The organism is Pedobacter soli, assembly GCF_900101435.1.
GTDB classification, from domain to species: Bacteria; Bacteroidota; Bacteroidia; order Sphingobacteriales; family Sphingobacteriaceae; genus Pedobacter; species Pedobacter soli.
Genome location: NZ_FMZH01000004.1, coordinates 339,401 through 358,734 on the forward strand (window position 1 = coordinate 339,401; position 19,334 = coordinate 358,734).

Annotated in this window: 16 protein-coding genes; 11 read left to right on the forward strand and 5 right to left on the reverse strand. The window is 41.0% G+C overall.

Annotated elements, in window-relative coordinates; translation table 11 throughout:
* Window positions 1–10 precede the first annotated feature (10 nt).
* The 3 genes from BLR37_RS10965 to BLR37_RS10975 are packed head-to-tail and all read right to left on the reverse strand — an operon-like array spanning window position 11 to window position 5,970.
* Window positions 11–931 (reverse strand): metallophosphoesterase family protein, encoded by a 921-nt coding sequence (locus BLR37_RS10965; RefSeq protein WP_090768470.1) that lies wholly within the window; start codon window positions 929–931, stop codon window positions 11–13.
* Window positions 932–934: 3 nt separating this feature from the next.
* The gene (locus BLR37_RS10970) at window positions 935–2,725 is read right to left on the reverse strand and encodes a RagB/SusD family nutrient uptake outer membrane protein (RefSeq protein ID WP_090768473.1); all 1,791 of its coding nucleotides are present in this window, start codon (window positions 2,723–2,725) and stop codon (window positions 935–937) included.
* A 35-nt stretch (window positions 2,726–2,760) separates the two neighbouring features.
* Window positions 2,761–5,970 carry a SusC/RagA family TonB-linked outer membrane protein gene (locus tag BLR37_RS10975; RefSeq protein ID WP_090768475.1) on the reverse strand — a complete coding sequence of 1,070 codons (3,210 nt, stop codon included), beginning with the start codon at window positions 5,968–5,970 and terminating at the stop codon, window positions 2,761–2,763.
* 190 nt (window positions 5,971–6,160) lie between these two features.
* Between BLR37_RS10975 and BLR37_RS10980 the strand changes: the two genes are divergently transcribed.
* Entirely contained in the window at window positions 6,161–6,757 is a 597-nt protein-coding gene (locus tag BLR37_RS10980) for a TetR family transcriptional regulator (protein ID WP_039472308.1), read from the forward strand.
* Here BLR37_RS10980 and BLR37_RS10985 read toward each other — a convergent pair.
* Window positions 6,754–7,017 carry a CBU_0592 family membrane protein gene (locus BLR37_RS10985; RefSeq protein ID WP_090768478.1) on the reverse strand — a complete coding sequence of 88 codons (264 nt, stop codon included), beginning with the start codon at window positions 7,015–7,017 and terminating at the stop codon, window positions 6,754–6,756. The genes BLR37_RS10980 and BLR37_RS10985 overlap by 4 nt on opposite strands.
* Window positions 7,018–7,271: 254 nt before the next feature.
* Between BLR37_RS10985 and BLR37_RS10990 the strand changes: the two genes are divergently transcribed.
* The 10 genes from BLR37_RS10990 to BLR37_RS11035 all read left to right on the forward strand — a co-directional run bounded on the left by BLR37_RS10990 (window position 7,272) and on the right by BLR37_RS11035 (window position 18,331).
* Window positions 7,272–8,519, forward strand: a complete 1,248-nt coding sequence (locus tag BLR37_RS10990) for an efflux RND transporter periplasmic adaptor subunit (protein WP_090768482.1) — start codon at window positions 7,272–7,274, stop codon at window positions 8,517–8,519.
* 3 nt (window positions 8,520–8,522) lie between these two features.
* Window positions 8,523–9,983 carry a TolC family protein gene (locus tag BLR37_RS10995; RefSeq protein WP_090768485.1) on the forward strand — a complete coding sequence of 487 codons (1,461 nt, stop codon included), beginning with the start codon at window positions 8,523–8,525 and terminating at the stop codon, window positions 9,981–9,983.
* Between the two features lie 27 nt (window positions 9,984–10,010).
* On the forward strand, window positions 10,011–10,676 hold the full coding sequence (locus tag BLR37_RS11000; protein WP_090768488.1) for an ABC transporter ATP-binding protein: 666 nt from the start codon (window positions 10,011–10,013) through the stop codon (window positions 10,674–10,676).
* Between the two features lie 9 nt (window positions 10,677–10,685).
* Window positions 10,686–11,921, forward strand: a complete 1,236-nt coding sequence (locus BLR37_RS11005; RefSeq protein WP_090768491.1) for an ABC transporter permease — start codon at window positions 10,686–10,688, stop codon at window positions 11,919–11,921.
* A gap of 18 nt (window positions 11,922–11,939) precedes the next feature.
* Window positions 11,940–13,124, forward strand: coding sequence for an ABC transporter permease (locus tag BLR37_RS11010; RefSeq protein WP_244154639.1), 1,185 nt, complete (start codon window positions 11,940–11,942; stop codon window positions 13,122–13,124).
* A gap of 20 nt (window positions 13,125–13,144) precedes the next feature.
* Complete coding sequence (locus tag BLR37_RS11015) at window positions 13,145–14,518, forward strand: sigma-54-dependent transcriptional regulator (RefSeq protein ID WP_090768494.1); 1,374 nt, start codon at window positions 13,145–13,147, stop codon at window positions 14,516–14,518.
* On the forward strand, window positions 14,502–15,767 hold the full coding sequence (locus BLR37_RS11020; RefSeq protein ID WP_090768497.1) for a sensor histidine kinase: 1,266 nt from the start codon (window positions 14,502–14,504) through the stop codon (window positions 15,765–15,767). The genes BLR37_RS11015 and BLR37_RS11020 overlap by 17 nt, the downstream gene beginning before the upstream one ends.
* Window positions 15,768–15,929: 162 nt before the next feature.
* Window positions 15,930–16,631: a DUF2461 domain-containing protein gene (locus tag BLR37_RS11025; protein ID WP_090768500.1), complete on the forward strand. Its 702-nt coding sequence runs from the start codon at window positions 15,930–15,932 to the stop codon at window positions 16,629–16,631.
* A 98-nt stretch (window positions 16,632–16,729) separates the two neighbouring features.
* Window positions 16,730–17,311: a TetR/AcrR family transcriptional regulator gene (locus BLR37_RS11030; RefSeq protein WP_090768502.1), complete on the forward strand. Its 582-nt coding sequence runs from the start codon at window positions 16,730–16,732 to the stop codon at window positions 17,309–17,311.
* A 198-nt stretch (window positions 17,312–17,509) separates the two neighbouring features.
* Window positions 17,510–18,331 (forward strand): SDR family NAD(P)-dependent oxidoreductase, encoded by an 822-nt coding sequence (locus BLR37_RS11035; protein WP_090768505.1) that lies wholly within the window; start codon window positions 17,510–17,512, stop codon window positions 18,329–18,331.
* Window positions 18,332–18,446: 115 nt separating this feature from the next.
* On the opposite strand, the gene BLR37_RS11040 is transcribed toward BLR37_RS11035, so the two are convergent.
* Window positions 18,447–19,295 carry a hypothetical protein gene (locus BLR37_RS11040; RefSeq protein WP_090768508.1) on the reverse strand — a complete coding sequence of 283 codons (849 nt, stop codon included), beginning with the start codon at window positions 19,293–19,295 and terminating at the stop codon, window positions 18,447–18,449.
* Between the last annotated feature and the right edge of the window lie 39 nt (window positions 19,296–19,334).

Sequence of the window (19,334 nt, forward strand, 5' to 3'; positions counted from 1 at the left end):
TTGGTTAGGTCTAAAAAGTGTGCGGATAATAAGTGTTTTCTACAGTTCCATCAGTATATAGCTTTAATATAGCATATCCCGGCGGGGTTTCGAGATAATAACCTGTTCCGGCCGATTCTGCATCGCCTTTGCCCCACCAAAAACCGCTCATGGCGCCATTACAACAATAAAGCACGCCATTATAGGTGGTATGATCAGATAGGTGGTTATGGCCACTTAAACAGATTTTTACCTTATCACGATGCTTGTAAAACAAATCTTTTAGTTTTTTAGCATCCGAATGGCCACCACCAACCAATACCTGCGTAGTACCCAGGATGGGGTAGTGCGACATGATTACCGTAGGCGTAGCCGCAGGTAATTTTTCCAATTCCTGTTCCAGCCACTTATACTGTTCTTCATCCAACGATATTTTACTGTTATTGCCATCTAAAATGATAAAGTGCCAGTTCTTTTTCGAAAAGCTATAATAACGGTTCGGGATTTTTAAGCGCTTAACTACATAATCTTTACCGTACATTTCATCAGTTTTTTCAGGCGCTTTCCACCAGGGATCGTGATTGCCTATGCAGCTGTATATCTCGTGCTTGCCAATTTGTTTAAGGCAATCGTCCCAAATGGCCCATTGTTCGGTAACCTGGTTACGTACTACATTGTCATACGAAGCATCGTTAATCGAATCTCCACCGTTTAAGAAAAAATCTGGCTTATGCTGGTCAATAACCTGTTTCAAGCAGTTTTTAAAACGTTCAGGGGCATTGTCGCCAGGGCGGATGTGTACATCAGTAATGTGCGCCACGGTTAAGGCCAGTTTTTTATTTTTGTTATGATCTGCTGCTTCAGCTGTAGCTAAAGCAGGAAGACTGCCGGTTGCTAAAGCACCGGCAGTCAATCCTACAGTTTTTAATAATGTTCTTCTTTTGATATCCATGGTTTACCAGCCAAAAATCTGTTTAAGTTTAGGGTTAAGGGTAACTTGTTGTTGTGGGATAGGACGATAATAGAATTTAGGTTCTTCAAAATTCCTGATTACACTTTCGGTTACAATGTTACCACCGCCATTACCAGCTTTAAGGTAAACAGTTGCATCGGTACCAATGGCTCCGGCGCGGTAATAAACCAATTTTACACCCAATGAGTTTTTCTCTTTCTGATCTTCGCCCGGTACGGTAGCAGTGCGGTCGATTAAAATAATATCATCTACACCATCGCCGGTAAGGTCGTATTTACCCAAACCTGCAAAATACATCCCTTCAGGGCTTTTGGTTAATAATTTACCAGCTTTCCAACGCATCAGGTCGTCATATCTTAAGTTTTCGAAAGCAAATTCTACCCTGCGTTCGCGTCTGATTTCGAAGATTACACCGGCATTGGTTGTTACATTTGGATATTGTTGTTGCAACAAAGCATCAGGATTGGCGTTGGCTACACCTAAATTAAGATCGGGCATACCTGCTCTTTTTCTCAATAAATTTACCGACTGATCTAAATCCGATTGCGATAAAGTGCCTAGCTCAGCAAGTGCTTCTGCATAGCTTAACAGAATTTCAGCATAACGGTACACCGGAAAATCAACCCCGTTTAAAATGTTGTTATCGGTACTGTTCACGTAACCTTTTAGTTGATGATAACCAGTAAAGTTCTTGTTTAAACGCTGAATGTATGGCGTTGCATCAGGAACTCTTGTCCAGCCAGGGTAAACCATGGTTTGCGCCATGCGTGGATCGCGGTTTTTAAACTCTTCTACAAAACTCTTTTGGGCATAACCGGCAATATCAGTAAAACGCGAACCATCTTTCATCAGATAGGTAAGCAGCAGATCTTTGGCGGGAGCCTGCTCGTAATCGCCAAATACTACACTGTTAACATTTTGTCCCTTGCTTTTACTCAAATCGAAAATGTTGGTTAAAATTACTTCGCTGTTTCCAGTTAAATCCTGACTTGAGAACAAAGTTGCATAATCCTGATCTGGGCGACCGGTGTTGTAAATGCTGAATTTTTTTGCGGCTATCATTTCGCCTGCAACCCTTGCTGCAGTTTGTAGAAAGGTGTTAGCACTGCCAGCTAAGTTCAGTTCATTGTGGTATTTGCGATAGGTACCTTCATATAAAGCTGCACGGGTGTATAAGGTAGCTACCGCCCATTTGCCCAGAGTACCAACCGGCACACTTTCTCTTACATTTTTATAAGCGAAATCTAAATCGGCCATAATGCTGTCGGCTATTAGTGCACGTGGATCTCGGGGTTTGTATAGATCGTCATCACCAGGCTCTAAAGTTCCTGAGTACCAGGGTACATCCGAAAAACGTTTTATTTTATCGAGATAGAACTCAGCACGGTAATAACGGGCAAGACCTGCATAATGGTTTTTAATGGCTGAGGTAACCTGTGCCTTTTTATAATTTTCGAGGAAATAATTGATATTACGCAGTCGGCTCCAGCTCCAGCCTGTGGTAATGTTTTGGGCATTGGCGGTACCCAACATGATGTTTTTTACTTCAACAGCAGCGGTTGTAGCTACGTTATCGGTACTTTGATCGTTAAGATAACTATTGCGGTCGGGTTGCGATAGCAAACCATTAATGTATAGGGATAAATCTTCTTCCGTATTGAAGAAAAGATTGGGCGAAATAGAGGTTTGCGGATAACGGTCCAGCTCACCTTTTTTACAGGCCGCAAATGTACCTGCAACGCCTATTAGCAATATATATACGTACTTTTTCATTTAGTTGTTTTTGAATGTGGTGAATCTTTATCGGATTAGAAATCAAGGTTTAAACCCACAGCGTATCTGCGTTGGTAAGGGTAGGCCCAGGCCGATGGACCCTGGTTAACGGCTTCAGGATCGATAAATTTCTTGATCGCCGAAAACTCATAAAGGTTATCAGCTGTAACAAATAAGCGTAAGCGGTTAATGCTTACCTTTTTAGTCCATTTGGCAGGGAAGGTGTAACCCAATGATACGTTTTTGATTCTTAAATAAGCACCATTTAACAGGTATTTGGTTTGTGGAATATCCAATCCGGCGCCATAGTTGGCATCAGCTAACCACGATTGTAGTACCGGATATTGCGAGTCGGTATTGGCATCGGCAAGGCCTGCTGCAATATACGATGCCGAATGTTTGGCACGTTGCTCTGGCGAATCTGCTGTAGCACGGTAAAAATCGAGGTTCCATGGGTATACGTTTGCATAAGGCTGTTGGTAAGGTCCCCAGAACAGGTAGTGGTGGGGATAGAAGTCTCTTTTTAATACCCCTTGCAGGAATATCGAAAGATCGAAACCGTTCCAGTCCATATTCAGGTTGGCTCCTATGGTATAACGGTCAGTACTGTTACCAATAATTTTTAAATCTTTCGGATCGTTGGCACTTAAACCGCGCTCAATTTTTTTATTACCATCCTGATCTACGTATTTAGGCCAGCCTTCTACAATAGATAACGCTCCCCATGGAATAATAGCAGATTGATCTAAAGCGGCAATTTCTGCTTTACTGCGGAAAACTCCATCGTTCTCTAATCCCCAGATCTCGCCAATATCCTGTCCTTCGCGGTAGTTTGAAAACAGGTTCTGGTCGTTTTTAAATTTGGTAATCCTGCTCTTAGAATCGGCAAGGAATACTTTGGTTTCGAAGTTGAACGGCTTATCGGCAACGGTAAACTTATCTCTGTATGATACAGAAAGTTCCCATCCTTTAGTGCGTAAATCGGCAGCATTTTGTCTGGGTACTCCTGTACCTAACACACCAGGTAATTCTTGACCCGCCGTTAACATTCCTTTCGTATCACGGATGTAGTAATCGAAGGTGAAAGAAAGTTTATCGTTTAACAAACCAATATCAGTACCCATGTTTAAGGTCGATACCCTTTCCCAGGTGTAGGTTTGTGGATCAACGTTTAAGCCCGGCGCTCCGGTAATAATCTGGTTTTGGCCTGCACCACCAATCAGGTAGCCCGAAGTACCCGTAGCCAACGACTGGATATAACCAAAATCGCCTACGTTCTGGTTACCCAAATCGCCATAAGAAGCACGTAGTTTAAACGTATTAAAGGCTGGTGCCAATGGTTTAAAGAACTCTTCGGCACTCGCTATCCAGGCTGCAGAAGCTGATGGGAAGAATCCCCAGCGTCTTTCAACCGGGAAACGCGATGAACCATCGTACCGGCCTGTGGCTTCTAAAATATACCTGTTTTTGTAGGTATAGTTTAAACGGCTAAATGCACTGTTGGTAGCATAAGCTGAGTAACCGCCTGTTGCAGTAGCTGCGCCACTGGTAAGCGAAAGGTAAGGTGTTGAAGAAGAAATCAACACTTGTTTTGATGCGTTTACAGTCGAGTAATTATAATCTTCGCTGTTAAAACCTACCATGGCGCTAAAAAAGTGATCGCCAATTGTTTTTTTATAGGTAGTGTATAAGTTAAAGGCATTATTGTACAAGTAGCCATTTCCCTCGCTTACAGAACCTGTTCCCCCTTCTTCGCGAATATCGTTAGGACCATAACCGATTTTATATTTTTTAGCATCGGCATGGCTTTTCCAAAGTTCTCTTTTAAAAGATGCATCGGCATTTACCTGTAAGTCGCCATTTAAGAACAAAGCGGTTGCAGTGGTGATGTTCTGGAAACCAAACATATTTTGCAGACTGTTTCCGCCATCTACCAATTTCGCAGCCAGTTTACCGGCAGCTGTATTGGCCCAGGTACCATCCGGGTTTTTAGCCACATCGGTTGGCATCAGGTAATAAAGATCGGTAATGCTTGAGTTTGGTAATGCCCTTTTAGTTTCGTAAATGTTCAGGTTGTTATCTACTTTAAGCCACGAAATGGGAGAGAAACCTACTTTCGATCTTAAGCCATAGCGATCCCAGTAATCGGCTGTTAACTTATTCAATCCGTTATCTTTAGCGTAATCGGCAGATAAATAATAGGTTAGGGGCTTGTTGTTAACTGTAGCTCCGCCAGAAAAGGTTAAAGTATGGCTTTTCGATAAACTGGCATCGTTAAAGAAATAGTTATACCAGTCGTTACTCCCCATATAAGCCCATTTGGTTGGGTCTTTCGGGTCCAATCTGGTATCGGCTATAGACGGATTATCCGATCTTTCTTTGGCCCAGCGGTAATACTCATCAGAATAGTTTACGTAATCCCAGGGGGTATTATCCGTTGCCGTTTCCAATACCCGGGAAAAAATGTAAGGGTCAGTCACTGGTTTTGGTAATAAAGTAGGTTTGGCCCACGACAGGTAAGTATTGTAACTGATTACATTATTACCTGCAGCGCCTTGTTTGGTGGTGATTAAAATTACACCAAAAGCTGCCCTTGCACCATAAATGGCAGATGAAGCTGCATCGCGTAGCACAGTAAATGAAGTAATATCAGAGGGAGTTAAGCGCAGCATATCATCATTGCTTGTAGCCGGAATACCATCAATTACAATTAAAGGAGAACCACCATTAATGGAAGTATAGCCCCTGATATTGATGTTAGGTAAAGCACCTGGCGATCCACCGGCATAGGTAATGTTCAGGCCCGGGCTAATCCCTTGTAAACCTTGCAGCACATTGGTTACCGGTCGCGATTCAAGTTGCTTGCCCGAAATCTGATCGATGGCACCTGCAATGTTGATTTTTTTCTTGGTACCAAAACCAACAACTACTACTTCATCCAGGTTGGCATAATCAGGCATCAGGGCTACATCTATTTTAGTTTGCCCGTTTAGTGTAATTTCCTGTTGCTTGTAACCAATATAAGTGAAAATTAAAACGGCATTGGCCTTAAGGTCGTTAATGGTATATGCACCATTGACATTGGTTGCCAGGTGCAGATTGGTTCCCTTTACCGAAACGTTTACGGCAGGGAGGGTTTCTTTAGTCTTTGCATCAGAGACTACCCCTTTTACGGTAATTCCCTGGGCAAAGGCGCCTGCGGATAAAATCAGCAGCGCAAAAATCCATAATAGTTTTCTTTTCATTTTGTTTGATAATGGTTTGGTTTAAATGTGATAGTTGCTTTTTGGCGGCCGCTAAATTGAACATATCATATTAAGGTTAAGTTAAATCTAAATTAATATATTGATTGAACATTCATTTAATTTATATCAAAAAATAATTTTGCGAATGCTGCTACATTTGGTTAGTTTGCGCCATTAAATTAACAGCACTATGGGAAGGAAAAGCCTAAAAGAGACAAGGCAACTGGAAATTATTAAAGTTTTTTATCAGGTAGCCAAAAAGGAAGGTTACGAAAACACCTCAATCGCTAAAATTGCCAAGGTGATGGATATTAACCCAAGTTTAATTATCCATTATTTTAAAACTAAAGAGGACCTCAGTTATACTTTAATTGATTACATATTGGAGCGGTATTTACTCATTTATGCAATTAAAGATAAAGGAGAACCCGGACTTGAAGATCTTCAGAAAACAGTAGAAATGCTATTCTCTAAAAAATGGAATTTGCTTTTTGACGATGGCTTGTTCTATACTTTTTATGCGCTGGCTTTCAGGGAGAAAAAGATCAAAGCGAAATATAAACTGATATTGGATTCGTTGCGTAAAGGATTGGCCGAAATGATCGAAGTATGTAACGCAAAGGGCGTTACTTCAATTAAAGATCCGCAAACTACTGCCGATCTGATTTTTGTATTGGTAGATGGTGCGTATTTCTACCTTTCGTTAGAAAGTGATAAGAAAGCCTATACCGAGCGACTCGACTATTACAAGCAAAAGGCTTATCAGATTTTGGGCATAAGCAGTTAAGCCGCTTTAGTACGTTTTCGGCTGGTTAACTGCCTGCCAAGTGCGTAAATACCAATGCTCATCCACAAGAGGTTGGCTGCTGCATTAGGCAAATCGCTGGTATCAAGCGCAGTCATGGCCAGGCATAAACCACCTACAACATTAAACAACTGAAAGGTCCACGATTCTGCTTTGATAACTTTTAAACTCAGTAAAAGGTAGCCTAAAGTACAAAGCAGTACACCCAGCCAGCCTATGCAGGTCATGATTAATTTTGTCATATCAATAAAAATTGTGGCCAATATAACAAATTACTGTTAGCACAACAGGTTAATGCTGATACATAATTTAGGATTACTGTTTGCAGATTAAATCGCAGTATTTTTAAAAAATCATCTTCCGTTATTTTTTGCCCGATACAGAACAAAACGTTCGATATCGGGCATTTTTTGTTTTCTTTAAAAATGTAACTATCAGTATTTAAGTGTTTTAACTTTGGTATTCTGCTTGTAATGGATGTGCTAAAAATATTTAAATGGACACACTCATTGCCGAAGACGTTTTAGCAAAAAAGAAGAAAAAAAAATACATCATTGCTGGTGTCATCCTGCTGGTAATTATTGCGGGTATCTGGTGGGTTAGATTTTATTTCAAGCCGGTGTTAACCCTGGCAGATATTACCACAGCAAAGGTAGAGGTAGGGATAATTGAAAATACCATCAACGCAACAGGAGAGGTGCTGCCCGAATTTGAAGAAGTTTTAACCAGCCCGATCAATGCATCGATTAAAAATGTTTTGCTGGATGCCGGCAACAAGGTTACCAGGGGCCAGTCGATTTTAACACTCGATAAATCCGTTAGCCAAACTGATTATGATAAGCTTCAGTTCCAGATGGAATCGAAACAAAACGAGATCAGTAAACTCAAACTCGATTTGGAGAAGAGTTTTTTTGATATCAAATCCAATAACAGTATTAAACAATTGCGCATCAGTAACCTTACCGACGCGGTATCATCGGCCAAAAGGTTGCTTAAAGCCGGTGGTGGTACCAAAGAAGATGTAGAACGTGCCGAATTGGAGCTGAAGGTAGCTGAACTCGAAAAACTCCAGCTCGAGAACGAAATTAAAAGCAAGCAGCAAACCATGAAAATCGAGATCAGGGAAGCCGAAATTGCCCTGGCCATTCAACGGAATGATCTTGATGCCCTGAAACGCCGGCTCGATCTGGCCGATTTGATTGCTACCCGGCCCGGCGTAATTACCTGGGTTAATAAAAATATCGGTTCGGCGGTGCACGAAGGTGATGCACTGGTGCGCATTGCCGATTTAAGTGGCTTTAAAGTGGCAGGTAGCATGTCTGATAATTTGCTGGATAAGATTCACAACAACATGACAGCCATTATCAGGGTGAGCGATACGCAGTTGCGCGGATCCATCGTCAATATTTCGCCTGCGGTAAACAATGCAATTGTTTCGTTCGATATTCAGTTGAACCAGAAAGATAGCAAGGTGTTAAGGCCAAACCAAAAAGTAGACGTTTTTCTGGTTACCGCTACGCGTAACGGTGTTTTGCGGGTGGCTAATGGTCCGGCGTTTAATGGTAGCAACCAGCAAGAGGTTTTTGTGCTTAAAAATGGCATTGCCGAACGCCGGAGCGTAAAAACAGGCCTGAGCAATTTCGATTATGTAGAAGTTTTAAGCGGCTTAAAAGCTGGCGATGAAATCATTACTTCGGATATGGGCGATTATAAAAATGTGAAAACGGTAACCATTAGCAACTAAGTTATGGCAAAGAAATTTTTAATGATGCCTTTGTTGTGGTGGATCGGTTTCGGGGTTTTTGCCAATCCGAAAAACGATACATTGAGACTTACCTTGCCGCAGGTGGTAGAAATGGCTAAAGCCAATTCAATTGCTGCAAAACAGGCCATTACCGTTAAAGAAACCAGGTATTGGGAATGGCGTACCTTCAAGTCTAATTACCAGCCTCAGCTGGCTTTATCAGGTGTATTGCCGGGTTATACCAAAACCTATACCCAGGTACAACAGCCCAACGGAACCATTCTTTTTCAACCGGTACATTATGATAATTCTTCGCTGACTTTAGATTTCAGCCAGAGTATTGCCGCAACAGGCGGAACCATTTATGGCACTACACAATTGCAGCGTTTCAGTGATTTCGATCGTAAAAATGTGCTTTATAACGGTATTCCATACGGTTTGGGCTACACTCAGCCTTTGCTGCAGTTCAATGCCTTAAAATGGGACAAAAAAATCGAGCCTCTAAAATTTAACGAAAGCAAGCAGGTTTTTATCGAAACGCAGGAGAAAATATCGGTTACGGTAACCGAATACTTTTTCGATTTGCTGCTGGCTCAGGTTAACCTCGATATTGCCGACCTGAATTATGCCAATACGCAAAGAATTTTAACCATTGCCGATACCAAATTTGAACTGGGTAAAATCTCCAAAAATGAAATCCTGCAGTTGCAGTTAGAAGTTTTAAATGCGCAAAAAGCAGTAGGTACAGCCAAACGCGATGTAGAAATTGCTACGCTGAATTTAAGAAGTTACACCGGTATAGAAGGCGATGACCGAATTAAACTGGATATGCCCACAGTGGTGACCCAAATGAGTGTAGCTACCGAAAAGGTGCTAAACGAGGCTTACGAAAACCGCTCGGATGCCATTGGCTTTGTGCGCAGACTTGCCGAAGCCCGGCGTGATGTAGCCAAGGCTAAAGGCGAAAATGGGTTAAAGGCCACTTTGCGGGCAAATCTGGGTTATTCAAATGCAGCAACCAATGCTTTCGATGTTTATCGCTCACCTAAGAACCAGCAATCGGTAGAACTGCAGCTTTCTATCCCGGTAATGGATTGGGGCAGGTCTAAATCGCGCACTAAGACTGCCCAGGCCAACGAACAGTTTACCATTTACGCAGTAGAGCAGGATAAGCAGACTTTTAAACAACAAATTGTCACCCAGGTTACGCTTTTTAACATGATGAAAGAGCAAATACAATTAACTGATAAGGCCGAAAAAATTGCGGCAGAAAAGTACAAAATAGCGAGCGAACGTTATGTGTTGGGCAATTTAAGCATTACTGATCTTAGCATTGCCTTTCAGGAAAATGATCGCGCCAAACGCGATTATGTTTCTTCGCTACGCGATTTCTGGGCCGCCTATTATCAATTACGCTATTTATCCCTTTACGACTTTGAAAAAAATAAAAAAATCACCTATTAAATAATATTTATAACCTTACCTTAAATTATGATACGCTTACAGAACATTAAAAAAGTTTACCGGACCGATACTGTAGAAACGCTGGCCATTAACGGCATCAACCTCGATATTGCCAAAGGCGAATTTCTATCCATTATGGGCCCCTCTGGCTGTGGTAAAAGTACCTTGCTCAATATCATGGGCCTGCTTGATGAGCCTTCAAAAGGCAATATACAGATCGATAGTCAGGATATCAGTAGCTATTCCGATCAGAAACTCGCTAAATTCCGTAACGAAAAGCTGGGTTTCATTTTTCAAAGCTACCACCTCATTAACGATTTGCAGGTGCTTGATAATGTAGAATTGCCTTTGCTGTACCGCAACTCATCAGCTAAAGAACGCAAAAGACTGGCGACTGAAGCTTTAGAAAAAGTTGGGTTAAGCAACCGTTTAAAACATTTTCCTACGCAACTTTCGGGTGGTCAGCGGCAACGTGTAGCCATTGCCAGGGCCATTGTGGGCAATCCGCAAATTATTCTGGCCGATGAGCCTACCGGTAACCTGGATAGTGCAATGGGTAATGAAATTATGGATATCCTCATTAATCTGAATAAGAACGAAGGTACAACCATTGTGATGGTTACACACGATGAAAATATGGCGCATAAAACACACCGCTTGGTTAGACTTTTCGATGGTTCTCAGGTTCAATAAAATACAGCTATGTTAAAAAATTACTTCAAAATCGCCATAGCTGTACTCAAAAGGAGAAAGTTTTTCACCTTCGTCAGCTTATTCGGAATCAGCTTTACGCTAACTATTTTAATGGTTACCACTGCATTTATGGATAAAGTTTTAAGTCCCGATTACCCTGATCTAAAGCGCGAACGCTCGCTCTATGTAAGCAGTATGGAATATAAAAACACCAAAGAAGGCTGGATGAACCGTAGCGACGTTTCTTATTACTTTTTCAGTCATTATGTTTCGACCTTGAAAAATGTAGATAAGATGGCTATTTCATCTAATCCCAAAGCTTCAAACGCCTATGTTAACAATAAAAAGATTGTTATTGCCTATAAATACACCAATGCCGATTACTGGAATGTACTCGAATATCGCTTTCTGGCAGGTAAACCTTTTTCGCAAAAGGAAATAGATAATGCCGATAAGGTGGCTGTTATTTCAGAGGAAACCCGGAAAGCTTATTTTGGTGATGCAAGCAATGTAATTGGCCGGTATATCTCGGCTGATAATGTCAATTACCGTGTAATTGGTGTAGTGGCTAATGTTTCTAAAACCGTAAACAGCTTAAGTGGCGATATGTACCTGCCCTATACCGTGTCGACTTCAGATTACAATAAACCTGATTTAATGGGCCCTTATAACGCCGTACTGCTGGCTAAAAGTAAAGCTGATGTGCCTAAAATGCAAAAGGAATTTCAGCAGATGATGCGGAGGGTACCCATACCTAAAGATTTTGACCGGGTATACAGTAATGCCGATCCCTTTTTCTCTTCAATGACGCGTAGAATAGCAGGCGATGGTGCCAATAATGGTAAAACCCGGGTGGTTACCATCATGAGTATTTTTGTATTGCTCTTTTTGCTCTTACCAACCATTAACCTGGTTAACATTAACGTTACTCGTATCATGGAACGTTCATCAGAAATCGGCGTTCGTAAGGCTTTCGGGGCTTCCTCTAAAACGCTGGTTTACCAGTTTATTGTCGAAAATATGATCCTGACTTTTTTAGGAGGCATTATCGGCATCATACTTTCCTTGTTGGCCATTTACCTCATTAACGGTGCAAATGTAATTTCCAATATGCGCCTTAGCATGAATCTAACCGTATTGTTTTACAGTTTTATTGCCTGCGTGTTTTTTGGGTTAATTTCTGGCGTTTATCCGGCATGGAGAATGTCGAAATTAAATGTAGTGAAAGCACTTAAAGCGCAATAATCTCAAATCGAAACCATTATGATGTTCAGACATTTATTTAAATTAATATGGAACAAAAGGAAGCAGAATTTCCTGTTCCTCTCCGAAATACTCGTTTCCTTTATGGTAATATTTGCCGTATTTTCTTTTCTTACCTTCTACTACCAGAACTACAGCAAACCACTTGGTTTTGACTATAAAAAAGTATGGTCAATCAGTTATGATAATGGCTTGTTAACCAAAAACCGCGATTCGCTCAACATCTTTTACGATAATTTGTATAAATCGTTAAAAGCGATGCCGCAGATTGAAGAAGTAACTTATACGGGGGCTAACTTCCCATACTCAAACAGTACCATGAGTACCGGATTGAATTCAAACGGTAAGAAGTTTAATCCCGTAAACAGTTATGTGGTGGGAGCCGACTATCAAAAGGTATGGAACATTAAACTGGTTGCCGGCAGATGGTTTTTACCAGAAGATGCGGTAACTAAAAATAAAAACTTCATTATTAACGAAACGCTGAAAAAGCAAATGTTTGGTGAAGGCGATGCCATAGGTAAACTGATTGGCGATTACGACGATAAAGAAAAAATGAAGATTATTGGCGTAGTGCAGGATATTAAAGCAAATGGCGATTTCTGGCCTGCAGGTAACGCCATGTTTACCCGCCTGGACACCGGATACTTCAGGAATAACAGCCACATATTGGTTAAAGTTCGCGATGGAGCCGATGCTACTTTCGAAAGCCAGTTATACAAGTTCATGACCAATACAATGAAAAATTCGGTCGAAATACAGCACCTGAGCGAAATGCGCGATGCTAAAAATGAAGTCACCATTATCCCGATGGTTATTTTTATCATCATTGCCAGTTTTCTCATCATCAACGTAGCATTAGGCTTGTTCGGCGTTTTATGGTACAATATTAATAAAAGAAGAAGCGAAATTGGCTTGCGGCGTGCCATAGGTGCCAGTGGGAGTTCAGTAAGCCTTCAATTGGTAATGGAGGCCATGATTTTGGCAACCATGTCGCTCATGGTAGGCTGCTTTTTTGCCATTCAGTTTCCATTACTCAGCGTTTTTAATATTCCGGCAAGTGTATATATCGTGGCCATGTTGCTGTCTATTTTGTTTATTTACCTGTTGGTTTTTGCCTGCTCGTTATATCCCGGTAAACAGGCTGCAGGCATTCATCCGGCTATTGCATTGCATGAAGAATAATACTTATCTTAACTTCGTATATGATATTAATTGTTGATGATGATATTGCGGTAAGGACTTCGCTCTCGCTACTGCTAAAAAGCGCAGGGAATGAAGTGCTTATCGCAGACGAAGCTGTTAAGGCTTTTGAAATTGTTAAAACACAGCATCCCGAGCTCATTATCCTTGACCTGAACTTTTCGATCGATACTTCGGGAAAAGAAGGGATGGAACTGCTCAAAAAGATCAGAAATTTTGATGCAACGGTGCCAATTATCCTCATTACCGGCTGGGCGAGTATAGAACTGGCCGTGCAAGGCATGAAATTGGGTGCGAACGATTTTATTAATAAGCCCTGGGATAACGATTATGTGTTGCAATCGGTAAAAACCCTGCTTCAACTCAATCAGCAACAACCACAATCGCGTACACGTAAAGAGCTCGATAAAAAATACAACTTTAAGCAGATTATTGGCGAAGATGCCGGCCTGTTGAATATTTTAGAAACAATTGGTCGTGTAGCCGGCACAAACGCATCGGTTTTAATTACAGGCGAGAGCGGTACCGGAAAAGAATTGATTGCCGAAGCCATACACGAGAACAGTAGCCGCGCAACAAAACCTTTCGTAAAGGTAAATCTGGGTGGTATTTCCGCTTCGTTATTTGAAAGTGAAATGTTTGGGCATGTACGTGGCGCCTTTACTGATGCTCGTTTTGATCGGGTGGGGCGCTTTGAAATGGCCAATAAGGGAACTATTTTTTTAGATGAAATCGGCGATCTGGAAACGGCTAGTCAGGTAAAGTTACTGCGTGTACTGCAAGACAGAACTTACGAGGTTTTGGGTAGCAGCCGTACCAAAACGGTTGATGCCCGCGTAGTTTGTGCAACCAATAAAAACCTGAACGAAATGGTTGCTACAGGTGTTTTCAGGGAAGACCTTTTATACCGTATTAACTTAATTACCATTCATTTGCCTGCGCTTAGGGAACGCGCTGCAGATATACCATTGCTGGTAAATTTCTTCATCAATAATATGAAAGAAATTTATAACCGCCCCGATTTAACGGTTTCAGGAGCGGCCATGCGCTGGTTGCAGCGCTTACCTTTGCCCGGCAATATCCGCCAGTTAAAAAACCTGGTCGAAAGAACGGTTTTAATCAGCCGGAATGAGGAGCTAGGTCCCGACGATTTTAAAGCCCAGTTGAATTTATCGCCATTAAAAAACGAGCAGGTAAAATTACCGGGGGTGGGTACCATGACTTTAGACCAGATGGAGGCCGAAATGGTTAAGCAAGCCATGAATTTCCATAAAAACAGGATTACCAAAGCAGCTGCATCTTTGGGTATTACCCGGAATGCACTTTACCGTCGCCTGGAAAAATATCAAATTCCGTTTAATGAAGCTGAAGACTAAATACATCCTTTTCCTGGTTATCCTGCACCTCATTTGTCTGGTGATGAGCTTTTTTATCTTCCAGGATAATAAGGTTGTTTTTATCCTTACAGAGGTGTTAATCATCATTTCGGTAATCATTTCACTCAACCTTTACAAGCAGCTTATCCAGCCACTTACTTATTTAAGGCAGGGTATTTCGGCTATAAAAGATCAGGATTTTAACGTCAAATTTTTGTTTACAGGCAAAAAAGAGGTCGATGAACTGGTAGATGTATATAACCGGATGATTGATGAATTGCGTAAAGAACGTACCAAACAGGAGGAACAACATTTTTTTCTCGAAAAACTGATCCAGACTTCGCCAACCAGCATCATTGTGTTAGATTTTGATGGACAGATTAAGCAAATTAACCCCATAGCTACTACGGTATTGCAAACTAATCCGGAGCTTTTATCACGTCATATTCAGGATATGGAAACCGGAACCTCCAGAACAATCCGCACGGATGGCTTGCGGACTTTTAAAATTCAGAAATCAAGGTTTATGGACCGTGGGTTCGAACGTGTTTTTGTGATGATGGAAGAAGTAACGGCTGAAATTTTTGAGGCCGAAAAAAATGTTTACAGCAAAGTCATTCGCATGATGGCCCATGAAGTAAACAATACCGTTGGTCCGGTAAATTCGATTATGAATACTGCTTTGGCGCAACAGCATTTGTGGGTAAACGAAACCGACGATCAGCTTAAAAATGCCCTTAAAATCGCTATAGACCGTAACCAGAACCTCAATGTGTTTATGCGCAACTTTGCCGATCTGGTTAAAATTCCCGTAGCTAAAAAAGAACAGGTAGATTTAATAGCCTTGCTAAAATCAGTGACTGAATTGATGTTTTTTCAAGCCAATGAAAAGCAGGTTAAATTTAAATTCGATTTACCCGTTGAGCCTTATATCATCCGGGCCGATGTGGAACAAATGGAGCAGGCGCTGATTAACATCGTAAAAAATGCCATTGAGGCTATTAGAAATGATGGTTTTATTCAGTTTACTGTAGATAAGCGTAGCAGAACTTTGGTTATTACCGATTCAGGCAAAGGTATTTCACCAGAAAATACAGCACATTTATTTAGTCCGTTCTTTAGCACTAAAAAAGACGGTCAGGGCATTGGTTTAACACTCGTTAGGGAAATTCTGCTCAACCATGGTTTCGAATTCTCATTAAAAACCTTCGGCGAAAAGGATACCCGTTTTACTATTAAGTTAATTTAAATGCGGGAGGTTTACGGTGAGCACATCTTTTGAAATCCCTCAGCACAGATCGTCATTGCCAGCTTGACTGGCAATCTCAAGGTAATAGAATAACAAATCTAGAGTTTACCACACACCTTCCCTTTTTCCTCACTATATTTGATTCCATACTATACCTGAAAAATGAGTAAAAACAACCCCGCTACCGTTACCATCCCCGCATCCAGCATCCAATTTCTTGCCCAATTAAAAGAAAACAATACCAGGGATTGGTTTAATGCCCATAAAGATGAATTTGTAGCAGAGCAGACCCATATAGAAGAATTTGCTACGGCACTTCTGGGCATCCTCAACTTAACCGACGTAATTGAAACGCCAAGCGGGAAGAAAAGCCTGTACCGCATTTATCGCGATACGCGTTTCTCTAAAGATAAAACACCATACAAATCGCACTGGAGTGGTAGTTTTAAACGTGCAACCAAACAAAGGAGAGGTGGTTATTATTTTCATATTGAGAAAGGCAACAGTTTTGTAGCTGGTGGATTCTGGGCACCATCGCCGGCAGATATCAAGCTCATTAGAGAAGATATTGCTTTTGATGGCACACCTTTAAGAAAAATCATAGGCAGTAAGGATTTCATGGCCAATTTTGGCACATTAAAAGGCGAGCAGCTGGCCACGGCACCTAAAGGTTTTGCTAAAGATGATCCCGAAATTGATTTGCTACGATACAAACAGTTTCTTTTGGTACGGAAATTTGAAGATAAAGATGTGCTCGATCCAGGCTTTCTGCAACAAGCCGGGCAAACTTTTGCCGCCATGCGACCTTTCTTTGATTACATGAGTTCGGTATTGACCGGCGATGCCAATGGCGAAACCGATTAAATGATGTTTTAAGATGTAAGTAATATAAAAGTCTTTTTTTGAAATACATTTTTTAAAATATACCAAATGGTTTAATTTTGAAGCTTAAATCTAAGATCATGAATAAAGCAGAGCGCACCAGAAGATTTATTATCGAAAAATCAGCTACCATCATCAACAAAAAGGGGATGGCGGCAACATCGCTGAGCGATATTATGGAAGCGACTAAATTAACCAAGGGAGGGATTTATGGTAATTTCGAAAACAAGGATGAAATTTGTAAAGAGTCTTTCTTTTATTTAACCACCTCGCTGGCTAATGTGTTGGATAGGGCTGTAGCCCAGGGTAGAACAGCCAAACAAAAACTTTTTAACCTGATTGAAGCCTATAAAAGTATTAAAACGGAAGATGGGGGATGTCCTTTATTGAATTTTGGTACCGAAGCTGACGATACTGATGAAAGCATGAAAGAATATGTCAAAAAAGGGATTCGTTCAGCACAGAAAAGGATTTTTAATATTGTAAGTGATGGCATTGAAGACGGAGAATTACGCGCAGAGCTGAACGCCAAAAACTTCAGCATTAAAACATTTGCAATGATTGAAGGGGCTATTCTATGCAGCAAAGTATTGGAAACCAGTGAACAAATGAATATCATCACGGATGCCATTAAAGCAGATTTTGAGTCGTATCTGATTTAATTTTTTTTGAAAAAATAAAGACCGATTGGTATAATTTAAATAACCAAATAGCAATTATCAAAGACCAATTAATAAATGTCCAATAAACAAAATACAATTACCAATTAGTTAGTCAGAAGGTAATGTTAACCGAATTGGCTATAAACCATTGACCAATGAACTAATGACTAATGAACTATTAAACCAATAAAAAATAAAATGTCAAAAGTAATCTTAATCACAGGAGCTTCGCGCGGGTTTGGTAAAATCTGGACAGAAGCATTTTTAAAACGTGGCGATAAAGTAGCCGCTACAGTAAGAAATCTCGAATCGCTGACAGACTTGAAAGCACAATATGGCGATCAGTTATTGCCCATTCAATTAGATGTAAACAACCGGGAGGCAAGTTTTGCGGAGGTTAACGAAGTGGCAGCTCATTTCGGACGGATTGATGTACTGATCAACAATGCAGGTTATGGCTTGTTTGGTGCAGTTGAAGAAACCAGCGAGATAGAAGCCCGTAACCAAATGGAAACCAATTTCTTTGGCGTACTTTGGTTATCGCAAGCCGTATTGCCAATCATGCGTGTACAACAAAGCGGCCATATCATTCAGGTATCGAGCTTTTTAGGCTTGGTTACTTTGCCTGTATTGGGCATTTACAACGCTTCTAAATTTGCTGTAGAAGGTTTAAGCGAAACTTTGGCCAGCGAGGTAAAAGATTTTGGTATTCATGTTACCCTGGTTGAACCTAATGGCTACACTACCGACTGGGCAGGAGCTTCGGCAGCACAAACCACCAGTATTGATGCGTATAATCCGCTAAAACAAGGTTTCCAGGAAGCGGCATCAACTCCAGGTATCTTCGGCGATCCACAGGCGACAGCGGCACCCATACTCGATTTGGTTGATAATAGTAATCCTCCTTTGCGTGTGCTTTTCGGCAAATTTGCTTATACTGCTGTAACACAGGCTTACAAAGAACGCTTAAATGCTTTCGAAGCATGGAAAACTGTTTCTGAAGCAGCTCACGGGAATTAATTTTTTTTGCGCCCTATAAAAGACTGATCGGTCTTTTATAGGGCTTTTAGGATAGTAATACAGTACTAAAAACTTACAGGAAAATCATCATATCTTCAGTACTTATTAAAGGTTTTTAAGCGTTAATATCTGTCAGCTTAATTTTATAGGTGTTTTCGATCTTGTTGATACTTTGCTGATTGTTTACAGCATATTGTTTTAAATGATTCAGCTGTGTTTTCAAATAACCTGAGGCCAGGTAAACGGAAATCTTTTTGCGGATCTTATCGGCCAAAAAGATTTCGACCAGAATTAAAACAATTAGAAAAATAAAATGCCCGGTTATTAACGAATGTGTAGGCTGGGTACTTAACAAACCAAAATTCTTGGTCAGGTAATCGAACAATAGCGGGATGCCTAAAATGGGTAGGAGGGCAACTAAGTTTGCCTTTAATTTTGTTTTTTGCTCTGCCGCGCGCAACTCGTCCAGTTTTTCGGCAATATCGGTTAAACTTTCTGTTTTAGGTTGCGAGCGCTGCTGGTTTAGTTTTTCCTGCTGTTTTCCGTATTCGATATCAATTTCGCGTACATGGCTGATTAATGCGGTTTCGGCCTGGTTTAGTTTTTCCTGGTCGGCAACAATCAGCTCCTGCTCCGCAATCATTTTTTCCATAATTAGCAAATCGTCGGGTATCCCCCTCGACATTTTTTGCTCAGCAGCGATAATCCGGTTATCCAGCAGTTTGAATTGCTTTTTTAATTCTGCCAACTCGCCATCCCAATGCGTTTTCTTTAACTCATAATCACTTTGAATGCGCATAGCCGAAGCCTTATGTTCAAACTTATTCAGGGCTTGCTCATTTAATTCAAAACGCTGGTATAACTGGATCAGCTTTGCAAAATTTTCGTGAACTGACTTTTCCTGATCAGCAAGTTGATCTTCAAACTGCAACAAATCTGCTTCGGAAAGCGGGGTTAAAGACATCGGCATATTGCCGTTAAAATTATAAAAATTATGCCATTA

What these genes read in the sequence shown, in the direction of transcription:
- BLR37_RS11000 (WP_090768488.1), top strand. Translation starts at nt 10,011, where the DNA reads ATGATACGCTTACAGAACATTAAAAAAGTTTACCGGACCGATACTGTA.
- BLR37_RS11010 (WP_244154639.1), top strand. Translation starts at nt 11,940, where the DNA reads ATGATGTTCAGACATTTATTTAAATTAATATGGAACAAAAGGAAGCAG.
- BLR37_RS11035 (WP_090768505.1), top strand. Translation starts at nt 17,510, where the DNA reads ATGTCAAAAGTAATCTTAATCACAGGAGCTTCGCGCGGGTTTGGTAAA.
- BLR37_RS11005 (WP_090768491.1), top strand. Translation starts at nt 10,686, where the DNA reads ATGTTAAAAAATTACTTCAAAATCGCCATAGCTGTACTCAAAAGGAGA.
- BLR37_RS11030 (WP_090768502.1), top strand. Translation starts at nt 16,730, where the DNA reads ATGAATAAAGCAGAGCGCACCAGAAGATTTATTATCGAAAAATCAGCT.
- BLR37_RS10970 (WP_090768473.1), bottom strand. Translation starts at nt 2,725, where the DNA reads ATGAAAAAGTACGTATATATATTGCTAATAGGCGTTGCAGGTACATTT.
- BLR37_RS11020 (WP_090768497.1), top strand. Translation starts at nt 14,502, where the DNA reads ATGAAGCTGAAGACTAAATACATCCTTTTCCTGGTTATCCTGCACCTC.
- BLR37_RS10980 (WP_039472308.1), top strand. Translation starts at nt 6,161, where the DNA reads ATGGGAAGGAAAAGCCTAAAAGAGACAAGGCAACTGGAAATTATTAAA.
- BLR37_RS11015 (WP_090768494.1), top strand. Translation starts at nt 13,145, where the DNA reads ATGATATTAATTGTTGATGATGATATTGCGGTAAGGACTTCGCTCTCG.
- BLR37_RS10965 (WP_090768470.1), bottom strand. Translation starts at nt 931, where the DNA reads ATGGATATCAAAAGAAGAACATTATTAAAAACTGTAGGATTGACTGCC.
- BLR37_RS10995 (WP_090768485.1), top strand. Translation starts at nt 8,523, where the DNA reads ATGGCAAAGAAATTTTTAATGATGCCTTTGTTGTGGTGGATCGGTTTC.
- BLR37_RS11040 (WP_090768508.1), bottom strand. Translation starts at nt 19,295, where the DNA reads ATGTCTTTAACCCCGCTTTCCGAAGCAGATTTGTTGCAGTTTGAAGAT.
- BLR37_RS10985 (WP_090768478.1), bottom strand. Translation starts at nt 7,017, where the DNA reads ATGACAAAATTAATCATGACCTGCATAGGCTGGCTGGGTGTACTGCTT.
- BLR37_RS11025 (WP_090768500.1), top strand. Translation starts at nt 15,930, where the DNA reads ATGAGTAAAAACAACCCCGCTACCGTTACCATCCCCGCATCCAGCATC.
- BLR37_RS10975 (WP_090768475.1), bottom strand. Translation starts at nt 5,970, where the DNA reads ATGAAAAGAAAACTATTATGGATTTTTGCGCTGCTGATTTTATCCGCA.
- BLR37_RS10990 (WP_090768482.1), top strand. Translation starts at nt 7,272, where the DNA reads ATGGACACACTCATTGCCGAAGACGTTTTAGCAAAAAAGAAGAAAAAA.